The following is a 24,118-nucleotide window of genomic DNA, read 5'->3' on the forward strand; positions in this document are numbered from 1 at the left end:
TAGAGGATTTAAACAATGGCAATTTCTGATGTTACAGAAAAGCTTTTAGCGGCTAAGAAGGCTGCTGGTATTTCTTTTGCAGAGCTGGAAGCGAAAGTCGGTTGTGATGAAGTGTGGATCGCGTCTGTGGTCTATCGTCAGGCGAGTGCTTCTCCTGAGGAGGCAAAAAAGATTGTTGAGGCGATCGGTGCGGATGAGTCTTTAATTGAGCCTTTGACTGAATGCCCGGTGAAGGGGGGTTTGGATCCGGTGGTTCCTACTGATCCGTTCATTTATCGTTTTTACGAAATCATGCAAGTTTATGGTATGCCGGTGAAAGCGGTTGTTCATGAGCAGTTTGGCGATGGCATTATGAGTGCGATTGATTTTTCGATTGATGTTGAGCGTGAAGAAGATCCGAAAGGCGATCGCGTCAAGATTATTATGTGTGGTAAGTTCTTGCCCTACAAGAAATGGTAGGTAATGCTTCGACAAATAATTAGGTTTGTTTGAATGGGATGGGGCTGTTAGTGATTGGCTGGCAGCCTCTTTTTCGAAAGAATTTGTGTTGAGACTTGAGAATATGACATCGACTCCAAAAAAGTTAGTCCCTCCTTTTGATCGAGAAACGGCGATCGCCAAAGTGCGGATGGCAGAAAATGCGTGGAATGGTCGCGATCCAGATAAAGTGTGCATGGCCTATACAGAAGATAGTTTTTGGCGCAACCGTGCTGAAATTTTTCAAGGTCGGGAAAATATCCGTGAATTTCTGCGCCGCAAGTGGGATAAAGAGCTAAATTATCGTCTCGTCAAAGAAATGTGGGCCTTCGACGAAAACCGGATTGCGGTACGCTTTCAATACGAATGGCAAGATGATGCAGGGCAATGGTATCGCGCCTATGGCAATGAAAATTGGGAGTTTGACGAAAATGGTTTAATGCGTCGTCGAGAAGCCAGTATTAACGACAAACCCATTGCCGAATCTGAGCGCCGCTTTTTTTGGGATGCCCCTGGCGATCGCCCCCTCGATCATCCCGGATTGATTAATTCCCCTGAATAAATACAAAATTTTCAGCGTTCCCATCATCTGCAAGCGGTAATCAGCCCATTGATTCACATCAGCCTGAGTTGACTCAATGGGTAACGGCAGCCGAGTGATAGAGTCAGTCATAATACTTTCTACTGTACTGATGTCGAGGATAATAACGTTTCTTGTCTAAACCATTTGCCCAAGAATTAAAACAGCTCCGTCGCCAGCACCAACTCATTTTAAATGCCGTTGGCGAAGGGGTTTATGGCCTTGATTTAGATGGCAATGTGACCTTTATTAATCCCGCTGCCGCCAAGATGATTGACTGGCCAGTGACAGAGTTGGTCGGCAAGTCAATGCATACGGTATTGCACCATTCCCATGTGGATGGTTCGCCCTATCCCCGTGAAGATTGCCCAATTTATGCCGCCCTCAAAGATGGTAGTACCCATCGCGTGATTTCCGATGTATTTTGGCGCAAAGATGGCACCAGTTTTCCGGTGGAATATATCAGCACCCCCATGAAAGATGAAGATGGCACTTTAATTGGGGCGGTTGTCACATTTCAAGATATTAGTCAGCGGCGTTGGGCAGAAAAAATTCTTGAACAGGCCAATGAAGATTTAGAGCAAAAAATTCAAGAGCGGACCCAAAAGTTGCAACGGGCTAATCAACAGCTAAGGGAACTTAGCGAAATGCGTTCACGCTTCATCACCATGGTTTGTCATGAATTTCGTAATCCCCTTAATAACATCACCCTGTCTGTTTCTTCCCTGAAACGTTATGACACCCATCTTTCTTTAGCAGAAAAAGCAGGTTATCTTTCTAGTATTAATGCGAATGTTGAGCGCATGACTCAAATCATTGACGATATTTTAGTGATTGGTAGGATTGAAGCCAAAGTTTTAGAAGTTAACCGAACAAAAGTTGATGTAGTGGCATTTTGCCGTCGGTTATTAGAGGAAGGAGAGTTTATTCGTCAGTCTGATCCCATTAAATTGATTTGCCCCAGCCATTCGATTATCACTGAGCTTGACGAACGCTTACTCTACTCAATTTTAGGAAATTTACTTGCCAATGCGATTCGTTACACCCACGCGAGTGGCGCAATCACTTTGAGCTTAAGAAAGTGGAAACAAATACTAATTATCAAAGTCCAAGATGAAGGGATTGGCATTGCCTTAAAAGATCGAAAATATCTTTTTGAACCGTTTCATCGGGGTTGTAATACCAGTAATATTCCTGGTACAGGACTAGGGCTAAGTATCGTTAAACAGTTTGTGGATCTCCTTGGAGGCAATATTCATGTGTCCAGTCGAATCAATAAAGGAACGACTTTTACTGTGAGATTACCAATGTTTAATAACAGTAAAAACAATATTTCGGCTTCCACCAGTTAATTAAAATCAAAAAATATCATCTTGATCATCTTGAGTCCATTAAAAAATATTTCTTGTCAACTCAAGGATTCAAGCTAATGATTAGATGTGATTGGGATTAAAGTTTGGCAAAAGCGAAGAATGTGTTCGGCGACGAGGGTTGTTTGCTCCACATGGGGGAGGTGGCCACAATTGGGAATCCAGTGGAGGGTGCTATTGGGTAAGCCTTGTTGAAAGCGGCGGGCTGCTTTTGTGCCAAGGATTCGGTCTTGTTCACCCCAGAGAATTAAGGTAGATTGCTGGATCTGCTTCAATTTGGGATAAAAAGAGCCATAGCCACCGCCTTTTGTAAATTGAATCAAAGCTTCCTGCCAGCGATCGCACTGGACATGCATCGCGCCACAGAGCACCGCATCTGTTGTGACTTTTGTTTTATCAAAATAGGCACTCTGGCAAATCTTTCGGCGGATATTCATGCTCCCTAAAAATTGTGTAGCCCACCGATCCAAAGGCGGTACCATCGCAAAGCGACTGAGGGGTTTTGGGGCCAGACCAGCACTATCTAAGAGGACAATTTGCTTGACCGCGTCGGGGTAGCTCAGGGCAAAATCGAGGGCCACCGCCCCACCCATGGAGGCACCAACAATCACTACCGGGCGATTAATTTGCTGTTGCCAAAACTGGTAGAGGTGGGTTTTGATGGTTTCTGGGGTAAAGGGAAGCTGTTCTGGTCGCTCTGTAAAACCGAAACTGAGCAAATCCACGGCCCAAACAGGATGCCGCTGGGCTAATTTGGGTAAAAGATAGCGGTATTCTAAAACTGAGCTATCAAAGCCATGGATGAGGAGAATGTCTTGGTCGCCGCTGCCCTGTTGGACAAAGCTCGTCAAGATGGGATTTGTCTGAAGCGGAGTGGCGATCGCCACCTGTTGGAGCTGCTGGGCGAGGCGAATCGCATCAAGTTCCGTAAGCTGATTAACCAGAGGCGGTAAAAAAGAAGGATACATAGGGGATTTCAACAAATGCAGCCAAATTACCTACTTATTGTTACAGGTTTGCCCCTGGCCTACAAGCAAACGGTGTCCGAGAAAATTTAGGGAGCTAGGGCACGCTAAAGCAAAATTGTATGCTTGGGTAGTTGTGGTTTTTCGACAATAATAGAATAGTAGGACTTAGTTCCTTAGAGCTCTTTGTGCCAGTTGACATTTCCCAATTTAAATTACAGCTATCCATTGTGATTCACCTGCCAAAATCTGTCCAAGCTCCATCAGGATCGTCATGTTCCATTTCCCGCAACCGCCCTTGAAACTATCCCGACGGTTTATCCTCATTATTTTGCTTGCCTTAGTCTATTACGGGACCGCAGAAATTTCTCGCCAGGTTGCTTCGACTCCCCAATCCGTTACCCCTATATGGCCCCCCGATGGCATTGCCCTGGCAGCAACATTTATCTATGGCTATCAAGTATTGCCAGGGGTATTTCTTGGCTCTTTTTTAGCGAATATTTGGGCTTTTTTTCAGGGGGGAAATCTCAATCAAGCCCTCACTTCAATCGTGCAGGTATTGGCGATCGCCCTAGGCACCACAAGCGGTATGGGCTTGGGGAAATACTTACTAGATACCAAAATTCAGCGCAAAAATCCCCTCAAAAAGCTTGACGATCTCTGCAAGTTTCTTCTATTGATCGGTATTTTAACCCCGGCAATCAATGCCACAGCCGGAGTTTTTGCCCTTGCCATCGGCAATACAGTCACTTGGGCAAACTTTGGAGCATCTTGGTTAACTTGGTGGATTTCTAACGTTTCTGGAATCTACATTTTTACCCCGGCCCTAATTAGTTGGTATGAGCTATTTCAACCACAAACCTTAAATCGTCTCATTCAAAAAGCAATTTTCACTTTTAACAAACATTCTAAAAAGCCCGCTAAACTTGCCTGGAAATTATTGCTTGAAACAAGATTTGTTGAGGCCCTGAGCCTACTTACAATTATTTTGTTGATTAGTTATATTTCCTTTTCTCAAGATCTCCATTTGGAATATATGCTCATTCCCTGTCTGGTGTGGGCCGTGATTCGTTTTGGTCAATTTGGCGCGACAAATCTTATTTCCCTCGTGACAATGTTAGCGGCACTCGGCACTGTGCGGGGACTGGGTTCCTTTGCCAGTGAAGATATTAACGAATCTTTACTACGCTTGCAGTTATTCACCGTGGTCATCGTGGTGACTAATTTGAGCTTAATGGCGACTTTAAGAGAAAAAAAAGAAGCCTTTAACAATTTGCGCCAATCTAAACTCCACCTCCAAGAAAAATCATCACAACTTGAACAAAGCAAAATAATCCTGAAAGAAAATGCCTTTTTATTAGAGCAACAAAACTTAGAGCTCATCGAAGCCAAACAAGCAGCAGAAAATGCGAATCGCACCAAAACGCGGTTTCTGTCTAGTATGAGCCATGAGTTGCGCACCCCTTTAAACGCCATTTTAGGGTTAGTGGAACTGCTCAAAGATTCTGATAATTTAGACGAATATGAACGGGGAGATTTACAAACCATCAGTGACTCAGGGATTCACCTACTCCATCTCATTGAAGACATTTTAGATATTTCTCGCATTGAAGCGGGAAGAGTCGAACTTCATTTTCAAGAAGTAGATTTTCCCAAATTTCTCCAAGGGATTAAGGGCATTATTCAAGCGCAAATCAATACCGATGCCATTGAATTTATTTGTGAATTTCCCCCCAAGTTGCCAGCAGTGGTGAGCATTGATGAAAAAAAGCTTAAGCAAGTATTGTTAAATCTCTTGCATAATGCGGCGAAATTTACAGAAAAAGGCCAGATTATTTTTCGCTTAAAACTTCATTCTTTTCCCGATTTGAGTGAGACCTATACATTGCTCAATTTTGAAGTTGAAGACTCTGGGATTGGTATCGAGCCTGATAAACTCAACTTAATTTTTCTGCCTTTTGAACAAACTGGTAAAGCCAAATTTAAAACCCAAGGGACTGGTTTGGGTCTCGCCATTAGTCAAGAAATTGTCCGGATGATGGGCGGCAAAATTTCGGTGACGAGTCAGCCGGGCGTCGGTAGTAAATTTGAGTTTATGATCTGTACTCAAATTGTCAATAAACCTAGTGACTCCCTTGAAAAAAAGCAAAATCCTTTGTTTGTTTTTGATCGAGAGTTAGCGACGAAACTGCCCCTGAAGATCCTCTTGGCGGAAGATAATTTAACGAATCAAAAGGTTGTCGCAAAAATCCTAAAGAATTTAGGTTATCAGGTGGACATTGTGAGTAATGGTTTAGAAGTCCTAGAGGCAGTTGAAAAGCAAATTTATGATGTGATTTTGATGGATATTCAGATGCCTGAAATGGACGGCTTAGACGCCACCAAAGCATTACTTAAACTAAATTTGGAGCCACATCCCTATGTTATTGCGCTGACGGCCAATGCTATGCAGCATGATCGCTTGGCTTGTTTGGAGGTTGGGATGGATGATTATATTACCAAGCCTGTGCGGTTAGATTTGTTGGTGCAGGCCCTGTGGCGATCGCAATGTTGTCGCCTCGTATTTTAAAAGCCTTATGTTTGCCGATGAACCCTAGATTTAGCAAAAATCTGTCCCCCCGGTATTTGTCTTTAGAATAGTAACGACTAAAACCAAAATTTAAGGATTGACCCCATGGATGTGAAAGCGGCGATCGCCTATGCAGCAAAAGAACCCCTCAAGGTAGAAACTGTCCAACTCGAACCCCCCAAAGCTGGAGAAGTGCTGGTAGAAATCAAGGCGACGGGGGTTTGTCATACCGATGCCTACACTTTATCTGGGGCTGATCCAGAGGGGCTATTCCCGGCGATCCTGGGCCATGAGGGGGCTGGGGTTGTGGTTGAAGTGGGGCCTGGGGTCAAAAGCCTAAAGCCGGGCGATCACGTTATTCCCCTCTATGTGCCAGAATGCCGCGAGTGCGAATATTGCCTCAGTTTTAAAACAAATCTCTGTCAGGCAATCCGACTTACCCAAGGCCGGGGTGTGATGCCCGATGGTACCGGACGTTTTTCGATTAATGGTGAGCCGCTGTTTCACTACATGGGCACCTCCACCTTTGCTAACTACACCGTGGTGCCAGAAATTTCCCTGGCAAAAATCCGCGAAGATGCCCCTTTTGATAAGGTTTGCTACATCGGCTGCGGTGTCACCACGGGGATCGGGGCGGTGATCAATACGGCGAAAGTTGAAGTGGGGTCAAAGGTAATTGTCTTCGGTCTGGGGGGCATTGGCCTGAACGTGATCCAAGGCTGTCGCATGGTGGGGGCAGATATGATTGTCGGGGTCGATATTAATGACGACAAAAAGGCGATCGCCGAAAAATTTGGCATGACCCATTTCGTCAATCCCAAGGAAGTCGAGGGTGATCTCGTTCCCTACTTAGTGGATTTAACAAAAGGCGGTGCGGACTACACCTTTGAATGTATTGGCAATGTCAACGTGATGCGCCAGGCGTTGGAAAGCTGCCATAAAGGTTGGGGGGTTTCTACTATTGTTGGGGTAGCAGGCGCAGGCCAAGAAATTAGTACCCGACCCTTCCAGTTGGTGACGGGGCGTGTCTGGAAAGGAACAGCCTTCGGGGGCGCGAGGGGCCGCACCGATGTGCCGAAAATTGTCGATTGGTACATGGAAGGCAAGATCAACATCGACGATCTGATTACCCACACCATGCCCCTTGAAAGAATTAACGAAGCCTTTGACCTGATGCACGCCGGAGAATCTATCCGCAGCGTGGTCACCTTTTAGATCCTCAAAATTGGTAGGGGTTTACCATAGTAAGCCCCCACAGCACGATCAAATTAATGATGACAAACCTTGTTTTAACGAAAGAAACCCTCTGTTTTGGCGGCAAAGTGCAGTATTACCAGCACAATTCCGAGGTGTGCGGTTTGCCGATGAATTTTGCGGTATTTGTGCCGCCCCAAGCCGAAACTCGACCCATACCAACCCTCTATTACTTATCAGGTTTGACCTGTACTGAGGAAAATTTCACCACGAAGGCGGGCGCCCAAAAATATGCCGCAGACTATGGCTTAATGCTCGTGGCCCCCGATACTAGCCCTCGCAATACGGGCATCGCCGACGAGGATAAAGATTGGGATCTTGGCAGTGGCGCCGGTTTCTATGTGGATGCAACCCAACAGCCCTGGGCAAACCATTACCAAATGTACAGTTACATCATCGAGGAACTGCCCCAACTCATCGAAGCGAACTTTTCCGTGACGGCGAAACGGGGAATTTTTGGCCATTCCATGGGAGGTCACGGGGCGCTCGTTTGTGCCCTCCGGCAGCCTAATTTCTACCAGTCGGTGTCTGCCTTTGCGCCGATTGTTGCGCCGAGCCAGTGCCCCTGGGGAGAAAAAGCGTTTACTGCTTATTTAGGTACGGATAAAACCCTCTGGGAAAATTATGATGCGACGGCTCTCTTACAAAAAAATGGCCCTTTAAAGTACCCAATCCTGGTGGATCAAGGCAGCGCCGATGGTTTTTTGGAGAAACAATTACTGACAGAAAAATTGGCGATCGCCTGTGAAAAAGTCGGTCAACCCCTCACCCTCCGCTACCAAGACGGCTATGACCACAGCTATTTTTTCATTGCCACTTTTATGCTTGACCATGTCCGGCACCACGCCCAATTCCTGATTGGCTAAATGTTTTCGCCGAACCTGTTCCATAATGGGAACATCAGTTTAGGTGTGAGCCAAGCATTACAGAAATTATGATTGGGCAGTTACTCGATGGCCGCTATCGCATCGTCAAATCCTTGGCGGCGGGAGGCTTTGGGCAAACCTTTATCGCCGAGGACATCAAACAGCAACTCACTGTTCATATACCCTGATTAAGCCAAAACTTTATAAGATTGGTGTAAGTGTTCTCCCGTTGTTATGACCATTTGTCAGCCCCCAACAAGTCCTCAAAAACCGTTATCGTATCGATGCAAGCTTGACCCCCAGCGGCTGTGGGCTGACCTACCGCGCCTTTAATCTCGAAAAGAATCAACCCGTCGCGATTAAAACTCTCAACCGTCATCTCCACGGCGATCGCCTAAAATGATCGCATTTTTTTGTTTAAAATTGTCAGAATACACCACGAAAATTCTGTAAGTTTCACTGTTTTCCAATCCCAGCAAGTTCTTACACCATGACCTACCACCAAAGTCAGTGTCTAGCTCCCGATTGTCAAACTATCAATCCCTATGATCATAAATTTTGCCAGCGTTGCGGTAAAAGGTTGACCCTAAGAAATCGCTATCGTTCGGTGCAGTTTTTAGGGGAAGGTGGTTTTGGAAGAGCATTTTTGGCGATCGACTCGGATACCTGGGACACACCCTGCGTGATTAAGCAGTTTTTGCCGAACTTGGGAGGAGCATCTGGCAGTGCGGTGCTCGAAAAAGCGAAAGAATTGTTTAAACGGGAATCGAAGCAGTTGAAAGAGTTGGGCAAACATCCCCAAATTCCTGATCTGTTGGCATTTTTTGAAGAAGAGAGCAAGCTTTATATCGTTCAAGAATATATAGAAGGCAAAAATCTACTAGATCTAGTACTGTCTCAAGGGCGTTTTCCTGAGGCAAAGATCCGGGAATTTTTGGCTAGTCTGCTCAAGGTTTTAGAATTTGTCCATGAACAAAAGGTGATTCACCGAGACATTAAGCCGGAAAATATTATTTATCAAACGGAAAAACAGCAATATGTACTAATTGATTTTGGGGTGTCGAAGCAGGTAGGCAGTATTTTAACTCAGGTAGGGACGAGTGCGGGAACTACGGGGTATGCGCCACCAGAACAAATGCGAGGGTATGTGGATTATTCTTCTGATCTCTATGCTTTAGCGGCGACAACAGTTCGGTTATTAACGGGGAGGTTTGCGCAAGAGGTCAATGGCTTGATCGAAGATGAAGTCTATGACATTCCTAATTGTGAATGGGTCTTTGGGGATTGGTGTCGGCGCAATCGGATTTCTCTAAGCAAAGAACTAGAGCAGATACTTTTGAAAATGTTGAGCCTGCGTCCAAAGGAGCGCTTTGCTGCAGCAACGGAAGTTTTATCAGTCTTAAACACAAACAAGAATCAACCACAGCAGATTACTATGCCACAGGTATCCTCTGCTAGAAATCAGCCCTCAATGCCATCTTCTTTCACGGAGGACTTGGGTAATGGGGTCAAGCTAGAAATGATATTGATCCCAGCGGGAAGCTTCATGATGGGGACACCGTATGATGAAATCACTAAACTGTGCAAGGAATATAGTTCTGATGGGATTAGGAGGGAAAGTCCACAACATCGAGTCACAATCCCAAAACCCTTTTACATGGGGAAATTCTTGGTCACCCAAGGGCAATGGCAAGCAGTAATGGGTGAAAACCCTTCGTATTTTAAGAATGGTGATAACTACCCTGTGGATTCTGTGTCGTGGAATGACTGTCAAAAGTTCATCAAGAAACTTAACAAAAAGACGAAGAAGAGATATCGATTACTGAGTGAAGCGGAATGGGAATATGCTTGTCGGGCAGGAAGCAGCACAAAATATTGTTTTGGTAATGAAGACAGAGAGCTAAGGGATTACGCTTGGTTTGGAGACAATAGTGGCGATCAAATACTTGATAGTTTAGGAATTTGGCAAAAGCACACAGAGGGGAGTCTTTATTGGGACGAAATTAACTCGAACAATTGTCGAAGTCATCCAGTAGGACGAAAGAAGCCGAATCAATTTGGGCTATATGACATGCACGGGAACCTATGGGAGTGGTGTGCCGATGCTTGGCACGAGAGCTATAAGGACAAACCGAAGGAAGCAAAAGAGAATGACAGCATTACATGGTCGTCTAGCGATAAAAAACTTCGTGTACTGCGGGGCGGTTCTTGGGACTTCATTCCGGGGGGCTGCCGCTCGGCGACTCGCCTCAATGATTTCCCTGGTAGCTCTTACAGGTACTGGGGTTTTCGGGTGGCTTGCGTCGGCTCCAGTGCTCCCAAGATTTGCCAAAATCAATAGATGTATAAATGTATTGAGCGTGCCTAGTGGGGAGTCCAGCCTAAATCCAGCGATGAGAGCAATCCCATCCAAAAATTACCTTGGGGCCGCGTGGTAGAGTAGCTTGGTTGACAAGCTATGCTGTCTCTATTAGTGGCAGGATTCAAATTTTGTGCTGATGAACAACCTCAAATACCAACCAGAGTAAAATTGTGGAAGTTGCACGCTCCTAATCCTTCTCCTAGAAATACGATGAGTATTCTCCAACAACAAATCCAAGAATTAAGTCTTGCTGAAAAAATTCAACTCGTACAAGACCTGTGGGACGACATTGCCACCACAACAGATGACCTTCCCCTCACTCAACTTCAAATAGCAGATCTCGATCGCCGTCAAAAGCAATACCAAGCCCATCCGACAGACGTTTCCCCTTGGGCAGAAGTACAGCAGCGCATTTTAGACCGATGAAACGACCTGTTGTTCTAACTCCTCAAACAGAACAAGACTTAGAAACAATCTATGATTGGTATGAACAGCGGAGCAAAGGACTTGGGTCAGAATTTATCCGGATCATCGATGCGAACCTCGCCCAAATTCAACGTTATCCCGAAGCTCACCCTGTCGTTAGAAAAGACATCCACCGCAAAATTATCCGCCGCTTTCCCTACGCTCTGTTTTACATCATCGCAGAAACGCAAATAGTTATTATTGCTTGTCTTCACCTCAAACAAGATCCCCAACAGCAATCCCGTTTACAGTAATTTAGTTTTCCTTTTGCCCTTTGTCCCATGCCCACCAGCATCACCCTCCGCTACCAAGACGGCTATGACCATAGCTATTTTTTCATTGCCACTTTTATGCTTGACCATGTCCGGCACCACGCCCAATTCCTGATTGGCTAAATGTTTTCGCCGAACCTGTTCCATAATGGGAACATCAGTTTAGGTGTGAGCCAAGCATTACAGAGATTATGATTGGGCAGTTACTCGATGGCCGCTATCGCATCGTCAAATCCTTGGCGGCGGGGGGCTTTGGGCAAACTTTTATCGCCGAGGACATCAAACAATTCAACAAGCCCTGTGTCGTTAAGCAGTTTAAACCCAGTTTTTCTGATCCCGAAGCCCTGAAGGTAGCGCGGCGGCTTTTTGAAGCGGAAGCCCAACTGCTCAATCGCCTGGGCGATCATGATCAAATTCCCCACTTGCTCGCCTATTTTGAAATCAATCAAGAATTTTTCCTGGTTCAGGATTTTGTTGAAGGCCACAGCCTAGAGCGGGAAATCACCGTCGGCAAAAAACTCAGTGAAGCCTATGCGATCGCCCTGTTAAAAAGTATCCTCGAACCCCTCAGTTTTATCCATAGCCAGAACGTGATTCACCGGGATATTAAACCCGCAAACCTGATTCGGCGGAAACAGGACGGCAAAATTGTTCTGATCGATTTCGGCGCTGTGAAAGAACTGGCAGGCACCCAAATCAATGCTCCGGGTCAAACCCGTGTCGGCACCATCATTGGCACCCCTGGCTATATGGCCAATGAGCAAGGCCGGGGCAAACCTAAACTCAGTAGTGATATTTACGCCACAGGCTTGATTATTATCCAGGCCCTGACTGGGAAGCTGCCCCCCATGGGTTATCGTAGTGGCGACGAGCTCTACGAAGATCCCCAAACTGCAGAGATTCTTTGGCGTCAAGATGCCCAGGTGAGCCCAGAATTTGCGGCGATCCTAGACCGAATGATTTGTTTCGATTTCCGCAGTCGTTATCCATCGGCCATGGCCGTAAAAGCCGCTCTCCAATCCCTGACGGGGGCTGCCCAACCCGTCGCCAAGCCAGCCATTAATCTCCAAAAAACGAATTTGCAGGAAGCAGCAGTGCCCGCAACGGTGGTGAGTGGTGGCTTGGGTCAAAACATTCAAGGACAAGCGCCCCTCGCCGCTCCCCCCAAAACCCACTGGGCGAAGTTTCTGTTCCGTGCTGTGCAACGGTTTATCGGGGTGTCTTTGCTAATTATGGGGCTGCCGATTGCGATCTATGGTCTTGTGGAAGGGGTCAATGAAAATGTCTCCCAGGAGGACCGCGAAGGGGCGATCGCCGCCTTTATTATTTTCGGGGTTCCCTTTACTGGAACAGGCTCATTTATGCTGTGGCGGTTAAATCGCCAAGTGCGGAAAGAAAAGTTTGACTCCGACTGGCTGCGACAAAATTTCTACCAAACCCTCAGTGAGACCAATGGCGAAGTGACGGTGCTTCGTTTCGCCCAAAGTACCCAACTTTCCGGCAAAGAAGCGCAAAAATATCTCGACGCCAGGGCCAAGGAATTTAACGGCACGACCCGGCGATCGCCTGACGGGGAAATTCTTTATTCTTTTAAGCTCTAGCCCAAATTTTTAGGACGCAGCAAATACTTGGGGGGTTGCCGATTGGATCTTAATTTTGACCCGCGACCCGACGGGAACCAATTGGTTGACTCCCATGCGGGCATGGAGACATTTCCCCGAATCTGTCTGGAGACAATAGCGGTATTCCCGGCCCAAAAATTGCCGCTCCTTCACAATTACTGGGGATTCTGGCTGGGGAATCAATTCCAATTCCTCCTCCCGCACCATTAATTCTCCCTCGGCGGCCTGTTCTGGGGGGGCGATCGCCACTTTAAATTCACCGATCTCCGTGCGCCAAACCCCACCAATCCACTGGGCTGGTAGAAAATTCGCATGGGTGACAAATTCCGCCACAAACCGAGAGGCCGGGCAGGTATAAATTTCCTCCGGTGTGCCCAACTGCTCCAAATTTCCCTGGCGCATCACCGCAATCCGATCCGAAATGGCCAGTGCTTCTTCTTGGTCGTGGGTGACAAAAATCGCTGAAATTCCCGCCGCTTTAATAATTTGGCGAATCTCATGGCGGAGGTGATGGCGCACCTGCACATCCAAATTACTCAGGGGTTCATCTAACAAAATCAACGAAGGACGGGGTGCCAGGGCGCGGGCGAGGGCGATCCGTTGCTGTTGCCCCCCAGATAGCTCGTGGGGATAGCGCTTTTCTAGACCCGCAAGTCCCACTAAATGCAAAATTTCTTGGATTCGTTGGCGAATTTCCTGGCGGGAAAATTTGCGTTCACGGTGGCGCAACCCAAAGGCAATGTTATCGGCGATGGTGAGGTGGGGGAACAGGGCATAGTCTTGGAAAACCATCCCGGTATTCCGTCGCTCTGGGGGAAGGCAATTTTCTGGGGTACTAACGGGTACGCCGTTGAGAATAATTTGTCCTGCGCTGGGCTGTTCAAACCCAGCAATTAAGCGCAGTAACGTCGTTTTACCGCAACCAGAAGGCCCTAAAAGTCCGAGAATTTCCCCCTGTTTGAGTTGAAACTGAATATCTTTGACCGCTGGTAGATCTTGGGCACTGAAACGTTTACAAAGACTTTCGACGCGTAGGATGGGGGAATCATTCATGGGGGTTTAACGGTGACTCTAATGGCAGGGCCTTGAGACAATTCCCAGAGGCGATCGCCAATCAATTAAGAACTATTCTCAACTGCTGCATCATAACATAGGAATATTTAGTTTGATCGATCAACGGCAAGATATTTTGCACAATCGAGGGAAAGTGCCTTTGTTCTCCCTGGGGTGCTGTGGGGGAGATTCCACGGTAAGCTAGAAGAACAATTATTTTTGCTCTATTGATATTCACAACAGAACCGTTAATGACTCTACCGAAAACCCTTGAAGCCCATGAAAATGGACGTTTAGTCTGGGATATCGCGGCTGCGGCCGATGACCGGAAAGCCGAAGATATTACGATTTTGAAGGTAGATCAAATTTCCTATCTGGCGGATTTTTTCGTTGTGGTGACAGGATTCTCGCGGACTCAGGTGCGGGCGATCGCCGATGCCATCGAAGAAAGATTAGAAACAAAATATGGCAAAGTGCCCCTACGGATGGAGGGCAAAAGCGAAGGGATGTGGATTCTCCAAGATTATGGCGAAGTGATTGTACACATCTTCCTGCCCCAGGAACGGGAATTTTATAACCTCGAAGCCTTCTGGGGCCATGCCGAACGCATTGAATTTGAGCCTGCCCTTCCTTAGATTTTTTGAGATGAAGCGTCAAGGGTATCTTTTTAAAAGCCTGGACTCTTTCTCGTAATTAATTAAATTAGTTCTGATCAGGATCGCAATGGTGCGTTAGTCGCCGTTGCGATATATTACGCTTGCCATTTATTTTCTCAGAAAAATGCTGCGTGACGTTCCGATGGAGGGGCGATTAATTCTCCTCCCAGAAATCACAAAAGGCTTTATCTCTTTACAGTTAAACCCAGCTAAAAAACGATTTTTCAAGGCTTGTTGATGACTTTTGCTTAGTGAAAAATCAATATTTCTTTAAGAAGAAATGTAACAGTAGATCTCAGTTTTTAAGGCATTTCCAACCCCAGAGAAAGTTATTAAGTTTCCCAAAATCTTCGTGAATTTTTTTGGCGATCGCCCCGGAGATTCCCTTTTAAGAATTTTTTAAGATATAGAATAAACGTGAATTGAAATAGCAGCCCATCACCGTGATTCTGTCCAGTCATGGCATGGAATTAGCGCTATTTTTTTGTTTTGTGGGTCGAAATCCATGAATGTTCAACAATTACTACGCGCCTACGAACATGGGGAACGAAACTTTGCCGGGATTAATCTGCAGGGAGCCGATCTCCGGGGTGAGGCATTAATTGGCGTCAACTTTCAAGGGGCTAACCTCATGGGTGCGAATCTGAGTCGAACATTTTTACTAAAAGCAGATTTGTCTGGGGCGGCATTAAATTGGGCAAACCTCGCCCATGCCAAACTAAACGATGCCCAGCTTGTTGGTGCAGATTTAACGAAAGCGACCTTAGACGGGGCTTTTATGGTCAACGCTCAATTGGTCGAAGCGCGTTTGTGTGGAGCCAGCCTAGACCATACCAATCTACGGGGTGGGAATCTCCGGCGGGCTAATCTGTGCGGCGCGAATCTCGCCCGGGTGAACCTACGCCAGGCAAACTTAAATCAGGCAAATTTAGCTTGGGTCAATGCCCAGGAAGCACGCCTCGGCCATGCGGATCTCCAGCACGCTAATTTACACCATGGCAATTTTAGCCGCGCTTTTTTACGGGATGTGAATTTGCTGGGCATGGATTTAGCAGGGCTAAATTTTTCAGGGGCGAAACTTTATGGCGCTAATCTCCGGCAGGCGAATCTCCAGGGGAGTAATCTCGTCGAAGCCAATCTAAAGCTCGCCTGTCTAGTCGAGGCAGATCTACGGGGAGCAAAGCTCGTCGGGGCAAAATTAGAAGGGGCAGACCTGCGGAATGTGTTGCTCGAGCCAGAAAATTTAGCGTATTTACCGGGAATCGATCGTCCGGTGCTGGCTAATTTGACCTATCACTCACCGGATGCCCATGGGGGCTGGCAAGGGTTACCCCAGGCGGTTGGTTAGTTGTCATTCAGACCTCGCCCAGAGATAGGCAGGGACTGCAAGTTCTGTTATGTTTAAGGACTTAGACAGTCTGGGAGACAGCCGAAGGGAATGGCTATTTTGCGCAGTATACGGTTGGCGATCGCCTGTGGTTTAGGCAAAACAATTACAGCGGTGGTACGGGGCCTCAAGCTTAGTGCGGGCAGTGTCTTACCGGGGGCGATCGCCCGACGCATTTTTCCAGAGATTCTGCCGGATCTGTTCCAACAGGCGAAAAAAGGCGTCATTTTAGTGGTGGGCACAAATGGCAAAACCACGACTTCACTCTTAATCAAAGCAATCCTCACGGCCCAGGGCTATAAGCTCGCCCACAATGCTACCGGGGCAAATTTGATCAATGGTTTAACGACGGCCCTCCTGGAACACGCGAATCTTTTCGGCCAGCTCGACATTGACTACGCGATCCTAGAAGTGGATGAAAATATTATTCCGATCCTCCTCAAAACCTGCTCCCCGACCCATATCCTCGCCCTCAATTTATTCCGTGACCAACTCGACCGTTACGGCGAAGTCGATACCATTAGTCAGCGTTGGCAACAGGCGATCGCCCCCCTCCCGCCGGAAACCACGATTATCGTCAATGGCGACGACCCGACCCTCAATGATCTGGGGCAAAACCTCAGCCAGACGGTGAAATTTTTTGGCCTTAACGAGCCAGACCTATACCTAGAGGCCATCCCCCACGCTGTCGATTCCATTTATTGTCCCCGCTGCGGTGCGCCTCTCACCTACAAAGGCGTTTACCTCTCTCACCTCGGCGATTACCACTGCGATAGTTGTGGCTTTACCAAAAATCCCTTAGATATCCATAGCCCCGACTGGGGTCAAATCCTCATCGGCGTTTATAACAAATACAATACCCTTGCTGCCGCTCTCTTGGCGGAAACCCTGGGCATTCACCGGGACATCATCAACGAACAGATTCAGTCGTTTAAAGCGGCCTTTGGTCGGGCGGAAGAATTAACCGTCCAAGGAAAATCGGTGCGAATTCTGTTGTCAAAAAATCCCGTGGGCATGAACGAAACAGTCCGCGCTATCACTGATTTACAGCAGCAAGGGAAAACGAGCACCGTCCTCGTCGTGCTCAATGACCGCACCCCCGACGGCACCGATGTGTCCTGGATTTGGGATGTGGATCTCGAAAAGCTCACCCAATCCCCCGGCAAAATTATCATCAGCGGCGATCGCACCTACGACATGGCCCTGCGGCTGCGCTATTGCGAAGGGGCTGCCGAATTAATTGTGGAACCGGATTTAACAAAAGCCCTCGACCAGGCGATCGCCCTTAGTCCAGCCGAGCAAACCCTCCATATCCTGCCCACCTATTCAGCGATGTTAGAGGTGCGCCAAATGTTGACGGGCCGCAAAATTTTGTAGGCTAGCAAAAATAAATTCTGCTCTCCAGCGCCACCGTTTTTTTTGATGGATACCACGACGCAAATTTTGTTTGAAACTGGCAAGGATGCTTTTCTTCAGGGGGAATATCGCCAAAGCATCGACTATTTCCAGCGCACCGTTGCAAATCTACCTCCCTATTCCCGCGAATCTGGGGAAGTGCAACTCTGGCTTGTCAGTGCGTACCAGGCGAACAATCAAGGGGAAAAGGCGATCGCCCTCTGCCGTGAACTAATGACCCATCCCTTTGCCAGCACCAGTCAACGGGCCCAGCGACAACTGTACATCCTTGAAGCTCCCAAACTTGAACGGCCCAAGGAGTGGCTCACGGAAATCCCCAGCTTAGATAATCTTGATCCGGCAAAATCGCTCTACGTCGAAGGCAAGAAAAAAGTGGAAACCAAAGAACTTGCCATCGAAGATTTTGAAGATCTATCCCAAATCGAAACCCAGGATAATCAGTTTCTCTGGTGGGCTTTGGGCTTGGGTCTCATTGGCTTGACCAGTTGGGGCATTTGGGGCGGTTAGAATCTCCAGCAATCCAAGAAGGGTGGGGTGGTGCGGTAGGATTTGAAAGCTGTGGCTCCCTTCCCCTCGGTATGATCAAACATTCGTCAGCCTCAACTTTAGAATATTTACCACCCCTAACAGAACTGGGGATGATTCTCCTGCCGATCGCCCCTGGCTGGGGGGTCGCTTGTCTGGGGATTCAAATGATTATGTTGTTAAAACAGGCTGGACGGCAGTTATGGCAGCAACCGTTAACCTGGATTTTTGGGGCCATTTCAATTTGGCTATTTGGAGTAACGGCGATCGCCCCCTATCCTTTGGAATCGTTGTTGGGGGTTGCTAACTTTGTCCCGTTTTTCCTAGTTTTTCTCGCTTTCTCGACCCTCTTCAATACCCTGGAACGTTTGGAGCGCTTGGCGTGGCTGATTGTGGCCCCTTCTTTGGCGATCGCCGTTTTAGGTTTAGGGGAGCTTTGGTTTGGCTGGCGGACGCCCCCTCTGATTTGGCAACTGTTTGGCTGGGGTTTGACAGGGGAAGGAAATCCCCCCACGCGGTTGTCCTCCACGTTTATGTATGCCAACATTTGCGCCGCCTATCTGTTGATGGCTTTTTTATTGGGGGTGGGGCTATGGTTGCGGGATTTCGCTTGGGGAAAGTTACGGCAGTCCCGAATTTTTCTTTATCTCACTGTGACCCTACTCCTGGATGGCATTGCCCTGATTTTGACAAATTCCCGGAATGTCTGGGCGATCGCCTTTTTAGGGCTGTTTATCTATGCCATTTATGTGGGCTGGTGGTGGATTTGTGGCTTTGCAACGGGTTTAGGCACGGCAATTTTAGGGGCTTCCTTTGGTCAGACCCCTTGGCGGGATCCCCTGCGCCAGATTGTGCCTTACTATTTTTGGGGACGTTTATCGGATCAAATGCACCGTGGCCGTGCCATCGAAGATCTCCGTATTACCCAGTGGCAGTTTGTCCTGGACATGATTCGTCAGCGACCTTTGACGGGGTGGGGCATCCGCAGTTTTACCCCCAGCTACGAAGTGGCGATGAACCGTTGGCTGGGCCACCCCCACAATTTTTATCTGATGCTCACTTCTGAAATTGGCATTCCCTTCGCGGCTTTATTGATCGGTACTATTGGCTGGCTCTACGCCCAGGGAGTGTTGGCCTGGCACAAGTTAACGAACCAGGGCGATCGCCTGTTGTTGTTTAGTTATCTGATGGCTTTTGGCGGTTATGTTTTGTTCAATACCCTTGATGTGACGGTGCTCGATTTGCGTTTAAATTTATTTACTTGGCTCCTCCTGAGCGCGATCTGGGGTTTGGGGCAGCAAGTAAATCAGGCCGGAAATCAAAGTCAAAGCGACAGCCAGCCAGAATAAACCGAAAGCCAATATTTCCCCTTGGGCGGTAATTGGGTAAATTAACAAGGCGATCGCCGCAATTTGGGTCACTGTCTTTGCCTTTCCCCAGAGATTTGCCCCCTGAATTTTCTTTTCCCCGGTGACGCGCCAGCCAGCAATGGTCAGTTCCCGCGCCAAAATCAAGAAAACACCCCAAGCAGGAATTTGTTGTAGATGAACCAAAGATAATAGCGGCGCTGTGACTAGCAGTTTATCCACGAGGGGATCGAGAAATTTGCCTAAATCTGTCACTTGATCCAGTTTGCGGGCTAAATAGCCATCCAGCCAATCGGTCAGGGCCACGACGAGAAAAATAATTAGGGCAATGAGGCGTAGTCGCGGCGTCGGATTTTCTAACAGAAATAAGAGGAAAGGCACACCCGCCAATCGAGAAACCGTGATCCAAGTGGGTAAATTCATATAAACTTCTCAGAACAACCTAACCTCCCATCATGTCACACCAATGTCTGTTTCCATGACACGCGTTGCCCTCTTTGGTACCAGTGCTGATCCACCTACAGTGGGCCACCAAGCGATCCTCCGCTGGCTCAGTGAACATTACGATCAAGTGGCGGTTTGGGCTGCCGATAATCCCTTTAAAAAACATGGGGCATCCTTGGCTCAACGGTCGGCGATGTTGCAGTTGGTGATCGAAGATTTGGGTTGTGACAATGTTCTGGTGGATGAACGTCTCAGCGATCGCCGCAGTTTACATACCCTCCAGCGCGCCCAGACTATTTGGGGTCAAGAAACAGCATTTTTTCTGGTAATTGGCTCTGATCTAGTCAGTCAAATTCCCCGTTGGTACCGGGCCAAGGATCTCCTCCGACAAGTTACTCTCCTCATCTTTCCCCGCCGGGGCTACCCTCTCCAACCAGAAGCACTCCAACAACTAGAAGCCCTCAAGGGTTCCTGGGAAACGGCTACCTATGTGCCGCCTTCGGTTTCTTCCAGTGAATATCGCAGTGAAGGCAAACAAAAGACAGTTATTCCCGCTGTTACTGAATATATCCAGACCCACAATCTATACCAAGAGCTTTCTTGAGTCGTTTAAAAATTACGCATCAGTCGGGGCGATCGCCGTTTTGGATAGGGTCTTGGGGGAGGATTATTGGGATTTTTGCTGTAGCGTACCCGCAGTTGTTCCCGCACATCCCAAAACACATCCCGTCGCAAATAGGGATATAGCCCCACCCAAAGATTCAGTCGAGGTACATAGGCATCCGTCACCTTTAGTTTGGGGCCGAGATTGCGCTGATTCGATAACACCAACAGTTCAACGGCTTGGCCTGGTTTGAGGTTGCGATGGATGGGGGCGACTGGGGCTTGAATGCGGGCCAAATAGCCTTCTTTGTCACCGACTTCTAAGTTAATGCGGCGTTCTCGATTTTCGACCCGCAACAAACGGCCAAGTTTATCGACTTCTTCCTGGGTACGGACAATTTCTTCGGTGAGGTAAACATCGAGAATCTTGCCCCGCCAAAAAAAACAGTAGGCTTGCCGCCGATATTCCGCATTTTTCAGACTGGCTGAGTAAATGGGCGACCAAAACCAATACAAACCACCAATGATTTGGGTCAAGAGCCGCAGGGAATCGGTTTCTCGCAGCAAGAGGCCCAGTAAATAAAACAAGACCACCAAAATAAAGGAGATTAGGGCGCGTCGTAAAAAATCTTCGGTTTTCCCCCAGTAGTATTGGTATTGCTCGGCGCTGGCGACCAGGGGAATCAGTTGTTCAAATTTCTCTTGGGTAATGGGAATGAGCATTGGTTAATCTTGGGTGCCCTCTTGTGGCGATCGCCCTTGATGATCCTGAATGATTTTGGTCACCGCTTCAACAGAATCATCGACAATCTCGGCAATTTCCTCCACCGAAAAATTCCTTTGTAAAAGACGAAGTACAACTGAAATTTCTTTTTCTCGCTGACCTCGACGCTGACCTCGACTAAGAATTTCGTTATACCAAGGCGATTCCCGAAGTACAGTCATATCCCACCTCATAATTTGTTGCACAAGGGGCAGTTCCAATACAAAGCTAGCAAAAAAGGCTAACAGCGGCTCCAATTCATCGAGTCGTTCTTCTTGACGGAGTTGGTGAACCGCCTCTCGAATTAAGCTTTCATCATTCCCCCCGGCAAGAATCGGAACAAAGGGCAACAATGAGGTTAGGGATTGGGCCAAAACCAAATTAGCTTCCACCTCCCAAAGATTAATCACCTGATAGTCCTGCCTCGTTTGTAACCCTTTAAACACCGCTTGGTAGGAAGTCGGGATCTGGGGTTTGCTTGCCGGGGGCAGAATATTGATTAGCACTGGGTAAACGGGCAAGTTGAATTTTTCCCGCGCTAGGGCTGCATAGGCCGTCATCCGCCGGGGCATCTGGGCGGTATAACGCAACTGCAATTCGTTGAGCAGCAGAAAATCGCCATCTTGGGGACAGGTCACGCGCAACAGCACATCGCTATCCCGGCTGACCCACTGGAATTGGGGATCGATAAGTTCCTGGGCCTGGAGCGTTTGATCCCCCATGACCCACTGCACCCAGGCATCAGGGTTAAGACTAATGAGACGTTTACTGCCAATATCGGCGGATTTAGCCATAATTTTGGCAAGTACTACAGGATATTTTCTAAGCCGTAAACAAGGGTATTTAACTCAGTCACTTTACGAATCGAGAGCAGTACACCGGGCATATAACAGGAGCGATCGCTGGTGTCATGGCGTAGGGTATAGATTTGACCAGGAGCACCGAAAATCATTTCCTGGTGGGCGATTAAACCAGGTAACCGAACGCTATGGATGCGGATATTATCTTCGGTGACAGCTCCCTTTGCACCGGGCATCTCTTCTTTTTCTTCTACTTCAGCGGGATTGAATTGCTTGCCGAGTTCCGCCAACATCTGCGCCGTTTTAATCGCAGTGCCACTGGGGGCATCGGCTTTTTGGTTGTGGTGTAGCTCGATGATTTCGACGTGATCAAAATATTTAGCGGCCTGTAATGAAGCCTGTTGCATGAGGACGACGCCAATGGAAAAGTTGGGAATAATCAATGCTCCGGTGCTGGCTTTTTCGGCAAATTCCTTGAGGTCATTGATTTGTTCTGCGCTTAATCCTGTGGTTCCCACAACAGGACGCACCCCATAGGCGATCGCCGCGCGCGTATTCGCATAAACCCCACTGGGATGGGTAAAGTCCACCATCACCCCTTGGATTTTGCTCTGGGTCGCCATGACCAGGGAAGCCTCTAAATCATTCACAATGGGCACTTCAATCGCACCACAGCCCGCAACTTCCCCTGCATCCTGACCGAGGAGCGCCGGATTTTTATCCACAGCAGCGACAATTTCTAGATCCGCTGCCCCAGCCACTGCTTTGACCACTTCCCGGCCCATTTTGCCACCGGCACCGTTGATCACCACTGGGATTTTGTTGATACTTTCCATGACTTCCCTTAGAAAACTTTTTTAAAAAGCTTGACACAAGATCGCCAAAGTCACAATAATTGAAGTTTGTGTGAATTAGAGTAGACAAACCCTTGGCTAACGTAGTTGTCATTGGTGCCCAATGGGGTGACGAAGGAAAAGGAAAGATCACGGATTTACTGAGCAAATCCGCCGATGTTGTCGTGCGCTCCCAAGGGGGCGTGAATGCAGGACACACCGTCGTTGTGCAGGGACAAACTTTTAAGCTTCATCTAATCCCTTCCGGCATTTTATATCCAGATACCGAATGTATCATCGGCTCAGGGACGGTCATTGACCCGAAAGTCCTCCTCGAAGAAATTGATCAGCTCCACCGTCTGAATGTTTCGACGGAAAATCTGTTTATCTCCCAAACCGCCCACGTGACGATGCCCTACCACCGTTTAATCGATGGGGCCTCCGAAGAAATGCGCGGCGATCGCAAAATTGGCACCACCGGACGGGGAATCGGCCCGACCTATGCCGATAAGTCCGAACGGACGGGAGTACGAGTTCTAGACCTCATGGATCTTGATAACTCCCAAGACAAATTTGTTTGGGCGATCAAATACAAAAACGTTATTCTCGAAAAACTCTACGATCTGCCTCCCCTAGATCCCCAGGAAGTCATCGAAGAATATCGCGCCTATGCCGATGCGCTACGTCCCCACGTCGTAGACAGTTCCCTGAAGGTTTTTGAAGGCGTCAACGCGAAGAAAAATATCCTCTTTGAAGGCGCCCAGGGCACACTCCTCGATATTGACCACGGAACCTATCCTTACGTCACCTCCTCTAACCCCATTGCGGGGGGGGCTTGTGTTGGTGCTGGCATTGGCCCCACCATCATTGACCGCGTGATTGGCGTCGCTAAAGCCTACACCACACGGGTCGGCGAAGGGCCGTTCCCCACAGAACTCGACGACGAGATCGGTGAACTCCTTGGCCATGTGGGCGCAGAATTTGGGACAACCACGGGGCGGCGGCGGCGCTGCGGCTGGTTTGATGCCGTTATCGGACGTTACGCGGCACGGATCAATGGCCTAGATTGTCTAGCGATTACTAAATTAGATGTGCTCGATTCCCTCGACGAAATCAAGGTCTGTGTGGCCTACGAAATCGACGGGGAAGCTTGTGAACACTTCCCGAGTAATGCTAATCTGTTTGCTCGTTGCCAGCCGATTTACAAGACAATGCCCGGCTGGAAACAGCCCACGAGTGATTGTCGTTCCCTCGATGAGTTGCCCAAGGAAGCGCTTGCCTACTTGAAATTCCTAGCAGAACTAATGGACGTGCCGATCGCCATTGTTTCTCTAGGAGCAGGTCGAGAACAAACGATCATCGTCGAAGACCCAATCCATGGCCCCAAACGGGCTTTGTTGGATCGTAACGGTGAACCCATCGGCTAAGCCTGCTATTTTTTAACTTTTTATTTTCTAACGCTATTTATT

The 24,118-nt window shown here is 48.0% G+C and carries 23 protein-coding genes; 17 read left to right on the forward strand and 6 right to left on the reverse strand.

Going from position 1 to position 24,118, the window contains the following annotated elements; all coding sequences use genetic code 11:
• The first annotated feature begins 15 nt into the window (after positions 1–15).
• From cynS to FEK30_RS08410, 3 genes are all read left to right on the forward strand, one after another.
• Positions 16–459: a cyanase gene (gene cynS / locus FEK30_RS08400; protein ID WP_138072869.1), complete on the forward strand. Its 444-nt coding sequence runs from the start codon at positions 16–18 to the stop codon at positions 457–459.
• A 103-nt stretch (positions 460–562) separates the two neighbouring features.
• Positions 563–1,039, forward strand: coding sequence for a nuclear transport factor 2 family protein (locus tag FEK30_RS08405; protein WP_012306492.1), 477 nt, complete (start codon positions 563–565; stop codon positions 1,037–1,039).
• A gap of 152 nt (positions 1,040–1,191) precedes the next feature.
• The gene (locus FEK30_RS08410) at positions 1,192–2,409 is read left to right on the forward strand and encodes a PAS domain-containing sensor histidine kinase (RefSeq protein WP_030007550.1); all 1,218 of its coding nucleotides are present in this window, start codon (positions 1,192–1,194) and stop codon (positions 2,407–2,409) included.
• A 74-nt stretch (positions 2,410–2,483) separates the two neighbouring features.
• Here FEK30_RS08410 and FEK30_RS08415 read toward each other — a convergent pair whose 3' ends face one another.
• Complete coding sequence (locus FEK30_RS08415) at positions 2,484–3,395, reverse strand: alpha/beta fold hydrolase (RefSeq protein WP_138072871.1); 912 nt, start codon at positions 3,393–3,395, stop codon at positions 2,484–2,486.
• A gap of 271 nt (positions 3,396–3,666) precedes the next feature.
• On the opposite strand from FEK30_RS08415, the gene FEK30_RS08420 reads away from it, so the two are divergent.
• The 7 genes from FEK30_RS08420 to FEK30_RS08455 all read left to right on the forward strand — a co-directional run bounded on the left by FEK30_RS08420 (position 3,667) and on the right by FEK30_RS08455 (position 12,781).
• A complete protein-coding gene (locus FEK30_RS08420) occupies positions 3,667–5,961 on the forward strand; it encodes an MASE1 domain-containing protein (RefSeq protein ID WP_138072873.1) in 2,295 nt (764 codons plus the stop codon).
• Positions 5,962–6,066: 105 nt separating this feature from the next.
• Positions 6,067–7,176 (forward strand): S-(hydroxymethyl)glutathione dehydrogenase/class III alcohol dehydrogenase, encoded by a 1,110-nt coding sequence (locus tag FEK30_RS08425; protein WP_138072875.1) that lies wholly within the window; start codon positions 6,067–6,069, stop codon positions 7,174–7,176.
• Positions 7,177–7,232: 56 nt separating this feature from the next.
• Positions 7,233–8,081, forward strand: coding sequence for an S-formylglutathione hydrolase (gene fghA / locus FEK30_RS08430; protein ID WP_315862706.1), 849 nt, complete (start codon positions 7,233–7,235; stop codon positions 8,079–8,081).
• A gap of 490 nt (positions 8,082–8,571) precedes the next feature.
• A complete protein-coding gene (locus FEK30_RS08435; RefSeq protein WP_138072877.1) occupies positions 8,572–10,422 on the forward strand; it encodes a bifunctional serine/threonine-protein kinase/formylglycine-generating enzyme family protein in 1,851 nt (616 codons plus the stop codon).
• Positions 10,423–10,653: 231 nt separating this feature from the next.
• On the forward strand, positions 10,654–10,869 hold the full coding sequence (locus tag FEK30_RS08440; RefSeq protein ID WP_065710313.1) for an addiction module protein: 216 nt from the start codon (positions 10,654–10,656) through the stop codon (positions 10,867–10,869).
• Positions 10,866–11,162, forward strand: a complete 297-nt coding sequence (locus FEK30_RS08445; RefSeq protein ID WP_065710314.1) for a type II toxin-antitoxin system RelE/ParE family toxin — start codon at positions 10,866–10,868, stop codon at positions 11,160–11,162. Before FEK30_RS08440 ends, FEK30_RS08445 begins: the two co-directional genes overlap by 4 nt.
• A gap of 209 nt (positions 11,163–11,371) precedes the next feature.
• Positions 11,372–12,781, forward strand: coding sequence for a serine/threonine-protein kinase (locus FEK30_RS08455; protein ID WP_138072879.1), 1,410 nt, complete (start codon positions 11,372–11,374; stop codon positions 12,779–12,781).
• Positions 12,782–12,790: 9 nt separating this feature from the next.
• On the opposite strand, the gene FEK30_RS08460 is transcribed toward FEK30_RS08455, so the two are convergent.
• Positions 12,791–13,855, reverse strand: a complete 1,065-nt coding sequence (locus FEK30_RS08460; RefSeq protein ID WP_138072881.1) for an ABC transporter ATP-binding protein — start codon at positions 13,853–13,855, stop codon at positions 12,791–12,793.
• A gap of 251 nt (positions 13,856–14,106) precedes the next feature.
• On the opposite strand from FEK30_RS08460, the gene rsfS reads away from it, so the two are divergent.
• From rsfS to FEK30_RS08485, 5 genes are all read left to right on the forward strand, one after another.
• Positions 14,107–14,490 carry a ribosome silencing factor gene (rsfS, locus tag FEK30_RS08465; RefSeq protein WP_045442200.1) on the forward strand — a complete coding sequence of 128 codons (384 nt, stop codon included), beginning with the start codon at positions 14,107–14,109 and terminating at the stop codon, positions 14,488–14,490.
• A 526-nt stretch (positions 14,491–15,016) separates the two neighbouring features.
• Positions 15,017–15,859: a pentapeptide repeat-containing protein gene (locus FEK30_RS08470; RefSeq protein ID WP_255447836.1), complete on the forward strand. Its 843-nt coding sequence runs from the start codon at positions 15,017–15,019 to the stop codon at positions 15,857–15,859.
• 90 nt (positions 15,860–15,949) lie between these two features.
• Complete coding sequence (locus tag FEK30_RS08475; RefSeq protein WP_138072885.1) at positions 15,950–17,275, forward strand: Mur ligase family protein; 1,326 nt, start codon at positions 15,950–15,952, stop codon at positions 17,273–17,275.
• Between the two features lie 45 nt (positions 17,276–17,320).
• Positions 17,321–17,821, forward strand: a complete 501-nt coding sequence (locus tag FEK30_RS08480) for an outer membrane protein assembly factor BamD (protein WP_065716120.1) — start codon at positions 17,321–17,323, stop codon at positions 17,819–17,821.
• A gap of 71 nt (positions 17,822–17,892) precedes the next feature.
• Positions 17,893–19,188 (forward strand): O-antigen ligase family protein, encoded by a 1,296-nt coding sequence (locus FEK30_RS08485; RefSeq protein WP_255447837.1) that lies wholly within the window; start codon positions 17,893–17,895, stop codon positions 19,186–19,188.
• Here the strand turns inward: FEK30_RS08485 and pgsA are convergent.
• Entirely contained in the window at positions 19,093–19,629 is a 537-nt protein-coding gene (gene pgsA, locus FEK30_RS08490; RefSeq protein WP_099238103.1) for a CDP-diacylglycerol--glycerol-3-phosphate 3-phosphatidyltransferase, read from the reverse strand. The genes FEK30_RS08485 and pgsA overlap by 96 nt on opposite strands.
• Before the next feature lie 55 nt (positions 19,630–19,684).
• Between pgsA and FEK30_RS08495 the strand changes: the two genes are divergently transcribed.
• Positions 19,685–20,254 (forward strand): nicotinate-nucleotide adenylyltransferase, encoded by a 570-nt coding sequence (locus FEK30_RS08495; protein ID WP_030007538.1) that lies wholly within the window; start codon positions 19,685–19,687, stop codon positions 20,252–20,254.
• Positions 20,255–20,259: 5 nt separating this feature from the next.
• Here FEK30_RS08495 and FEK30_RS08500 read toward each other — a convergent pair whose 3' ends face one another.
• From FEK30_RS08500 to dapB, 3 genes are read right to left on the reverse strand one after another with little or no spacing between them, the layout of a single operon-like run.
• Positions 20,260–20,976 carry a DUF8619 family protein gene (locus FEK30_RS08500; RefSeq protein WP_012306507.1) on the reverse strand — a complete coding sequence of 239 codons (717 nt, stop codon included), beginning with the start codon at positions 20,974–20,976 and terminating at the stop codon, positions 20,260–20,262.
• A 3-nt stretch (positions 20,977–20,979) separates the two neighbouring features.
• A complete protein-coding gene (locus FEK30_RS08505; RefSeq protein ID WP_138072887.1) occupies positions 20,980–21,810 on the reverse strand; it encodes an RpnC/YadD family protein in 831 nt (276 codons plus the stop codon).
• A 14-nt stretch (positions 21,811–21,824) separates the two neighbouring features.
• Positions 21,825–22,652 (reverse strand): 4-hydroxy-tetrahydrodipicolinate reductase, encoded by an 828-nt coding sequence (dapB, locus tag FEK30_RS08510; protein WP_138072889.1) that lies wholly within the window; start codon positions 22,650–22,652, stop codon positions 21,825–21,827.
• 92 nt (positions 22,653–22,744) lie between these two features.
• Between dapB and FEK30_RS08515 the strand changes: the two genes are divergently transcribed.
• On the forward strand, positions 22,745–24,076 hold the full coding sequence (locus tag FEK30_RS08515; RefSeq protein WP_012306510.1) for an adenylosuccinate synthase: 1,332 nt from the start codon (positions 22,745–22,747) through the stop codon (positions 24,074–24,076).
• Positions 24,077–24,118 lie beyond the last annotated feature (42 nt).

Source organism: Picosynechococcus sp. PCC 11901, assembly GCF_005577135.1.
Classification (GTDB): Bacteria; Cyanobacteriota; Cyanobacteriia; order Cyanobacteriales; family MRBY01; genus MRBY01.

Bases quoted from the DNA above. Each gene is read 5' to 3' on its own strand.
- FEK30_RS08485 (WP_255447837.1), top strand. From the start codon at position 17,893: ATGATCAAACATTCGTCAGCCTCAACTTTAGAATATTTACCACCCCTA.
- FEK30_RS08455 (WP_138072879.1), top strand. From the start codon at position 11,372: ATGATTGGGCAGTTACTCGATGGCCGCTATCGCATCGTCAAATCCTTG.
- dapB (WP_138072889.1), bottom strand. From the start codon at position 22,652: ATGGAAAGTATCAACAAAATCCCAGTGGTGATCAACGGTGCCGGTGGC.
- FEK30_RS08500 (WP_012306507.1), bottom strand. From the start codon at position 20,976: ATGCTCATTCCCATTACCCAAGAGAAATTTGAACAACTGATTCCCCTG.
- FEK30_RS08495 (WP_030007538.1), top strand. From the start codon at position 19,685: ATGACACGCGTTGCCCTCTTTGGTACCAGTGCTGATCCACCTACAGTG.
- fghA (WP_315862706.1), top strand. From the start codon at position 7,233: ATGATGACAAACCTTGTTTTAACGAAAGAAACCCTCTGTTTTGGCGGC.
- FEK30_RS08445 (WP_065710314.1), top strand. From the start codon at position 10,866: ATGAAACGACCTGTTGTTCTAACTCCTCAAACAGAACAAGACTTAGAA.
- FEK30_RS08470 (WP_255447836.1), top strand. From the start codon at position 15,017: ATGAATGTTCAACAATTACTACGCGCCTACGAACATGGGGAACGAAAC.
- rsfS (WP_045442200.1), top strand. From the start codon at position 14,107: ATGACTCTACCGAAAACCCTTGAAGCCCATGAAAATGGACGTTTAGTC.
- FEK30_RS08435 (WP_138072877.1), top strand. From the start codon at position 8,572: ATGACCTACCACCAAAGTCAGTGTCTAGCTCCCGATTGTCAAACTATC.
- FEK30_RS08460 (WP_138072881.1), bottom strand. From the start codon at position 13,855: ATGAATGATTCCCCCATCCTACGCGTCGAAAGTCTTTGTAAACGTTTC.
- FEK30_RS08440 (WP_065710313.1), top strand. From the start codon at position 10,654: ATGAGTATTCTCCAACAACAAATCCAAGAATTAAGTCTTGCTGAAAAA.
- FEK30_RS08480 (WP_065716120.1), top strand. From the start codon at position 17,321: ATGGATACCACGACGCAAATTTTGTTTGAAACTGGCAAGGATGCTTTT.
- FEK30_RS08415 (WP_138072871.1), bottom strand. From the start codon at position 3,395: ATGTATCCTTCTTTTTTACCGCCTCTGGTTAATCAGCTTACGGAACTT.
- FEK30_RS08405 (WP_012306492.1), top strand. From the start codon at position 563: ATGACATCGACTCCAAAAAAGTTAGTCCCTCCTTTTGATCGAGAAACG.
- FEK30_RS08475 (WP_138072885.1), top strand. From the start codon at position 15,950: ATGGCTATTTTGCGCAGTATACGGTTGGCGATCGCCTGTGGTTTAGGC.
- cynS (WP_138072869.1), top strand. From the start codon at position 16: ATGGCAATTTCTGATGTTACAGAAAAGCTTTTAGCGGCTAAGAAGGCT.
- FEK30_RS08425 (WP_138072875.1), top strand. From the start codon at position 6,067: ATGGATGTGAAAGCGGCGATCGCCTATGCAGCAAAAGAACCCCTCAAG.
- pgsA (WP_099238103.1), bottom strand. From the start codon at position 19,629: ATGAATTTACCCACTTGGATCACGGTTTCTCGATTGGCGGGTGTGCCT.
- FEK30_RS08420 (WP_138072873.1), top strand. From the start codon at position 3,667: ATGTTCCATTTCCCGCAACCGCCCTTGAAACTATCCCGACGGTTTATC.
- FEK30_RS08505 (WP_138072887.1), bottom strand. From the start codon at position 21,810: ATGGCTAAATCCGCCGATATTGGCAGTAAACGTCTCATTAGTCTTAAC.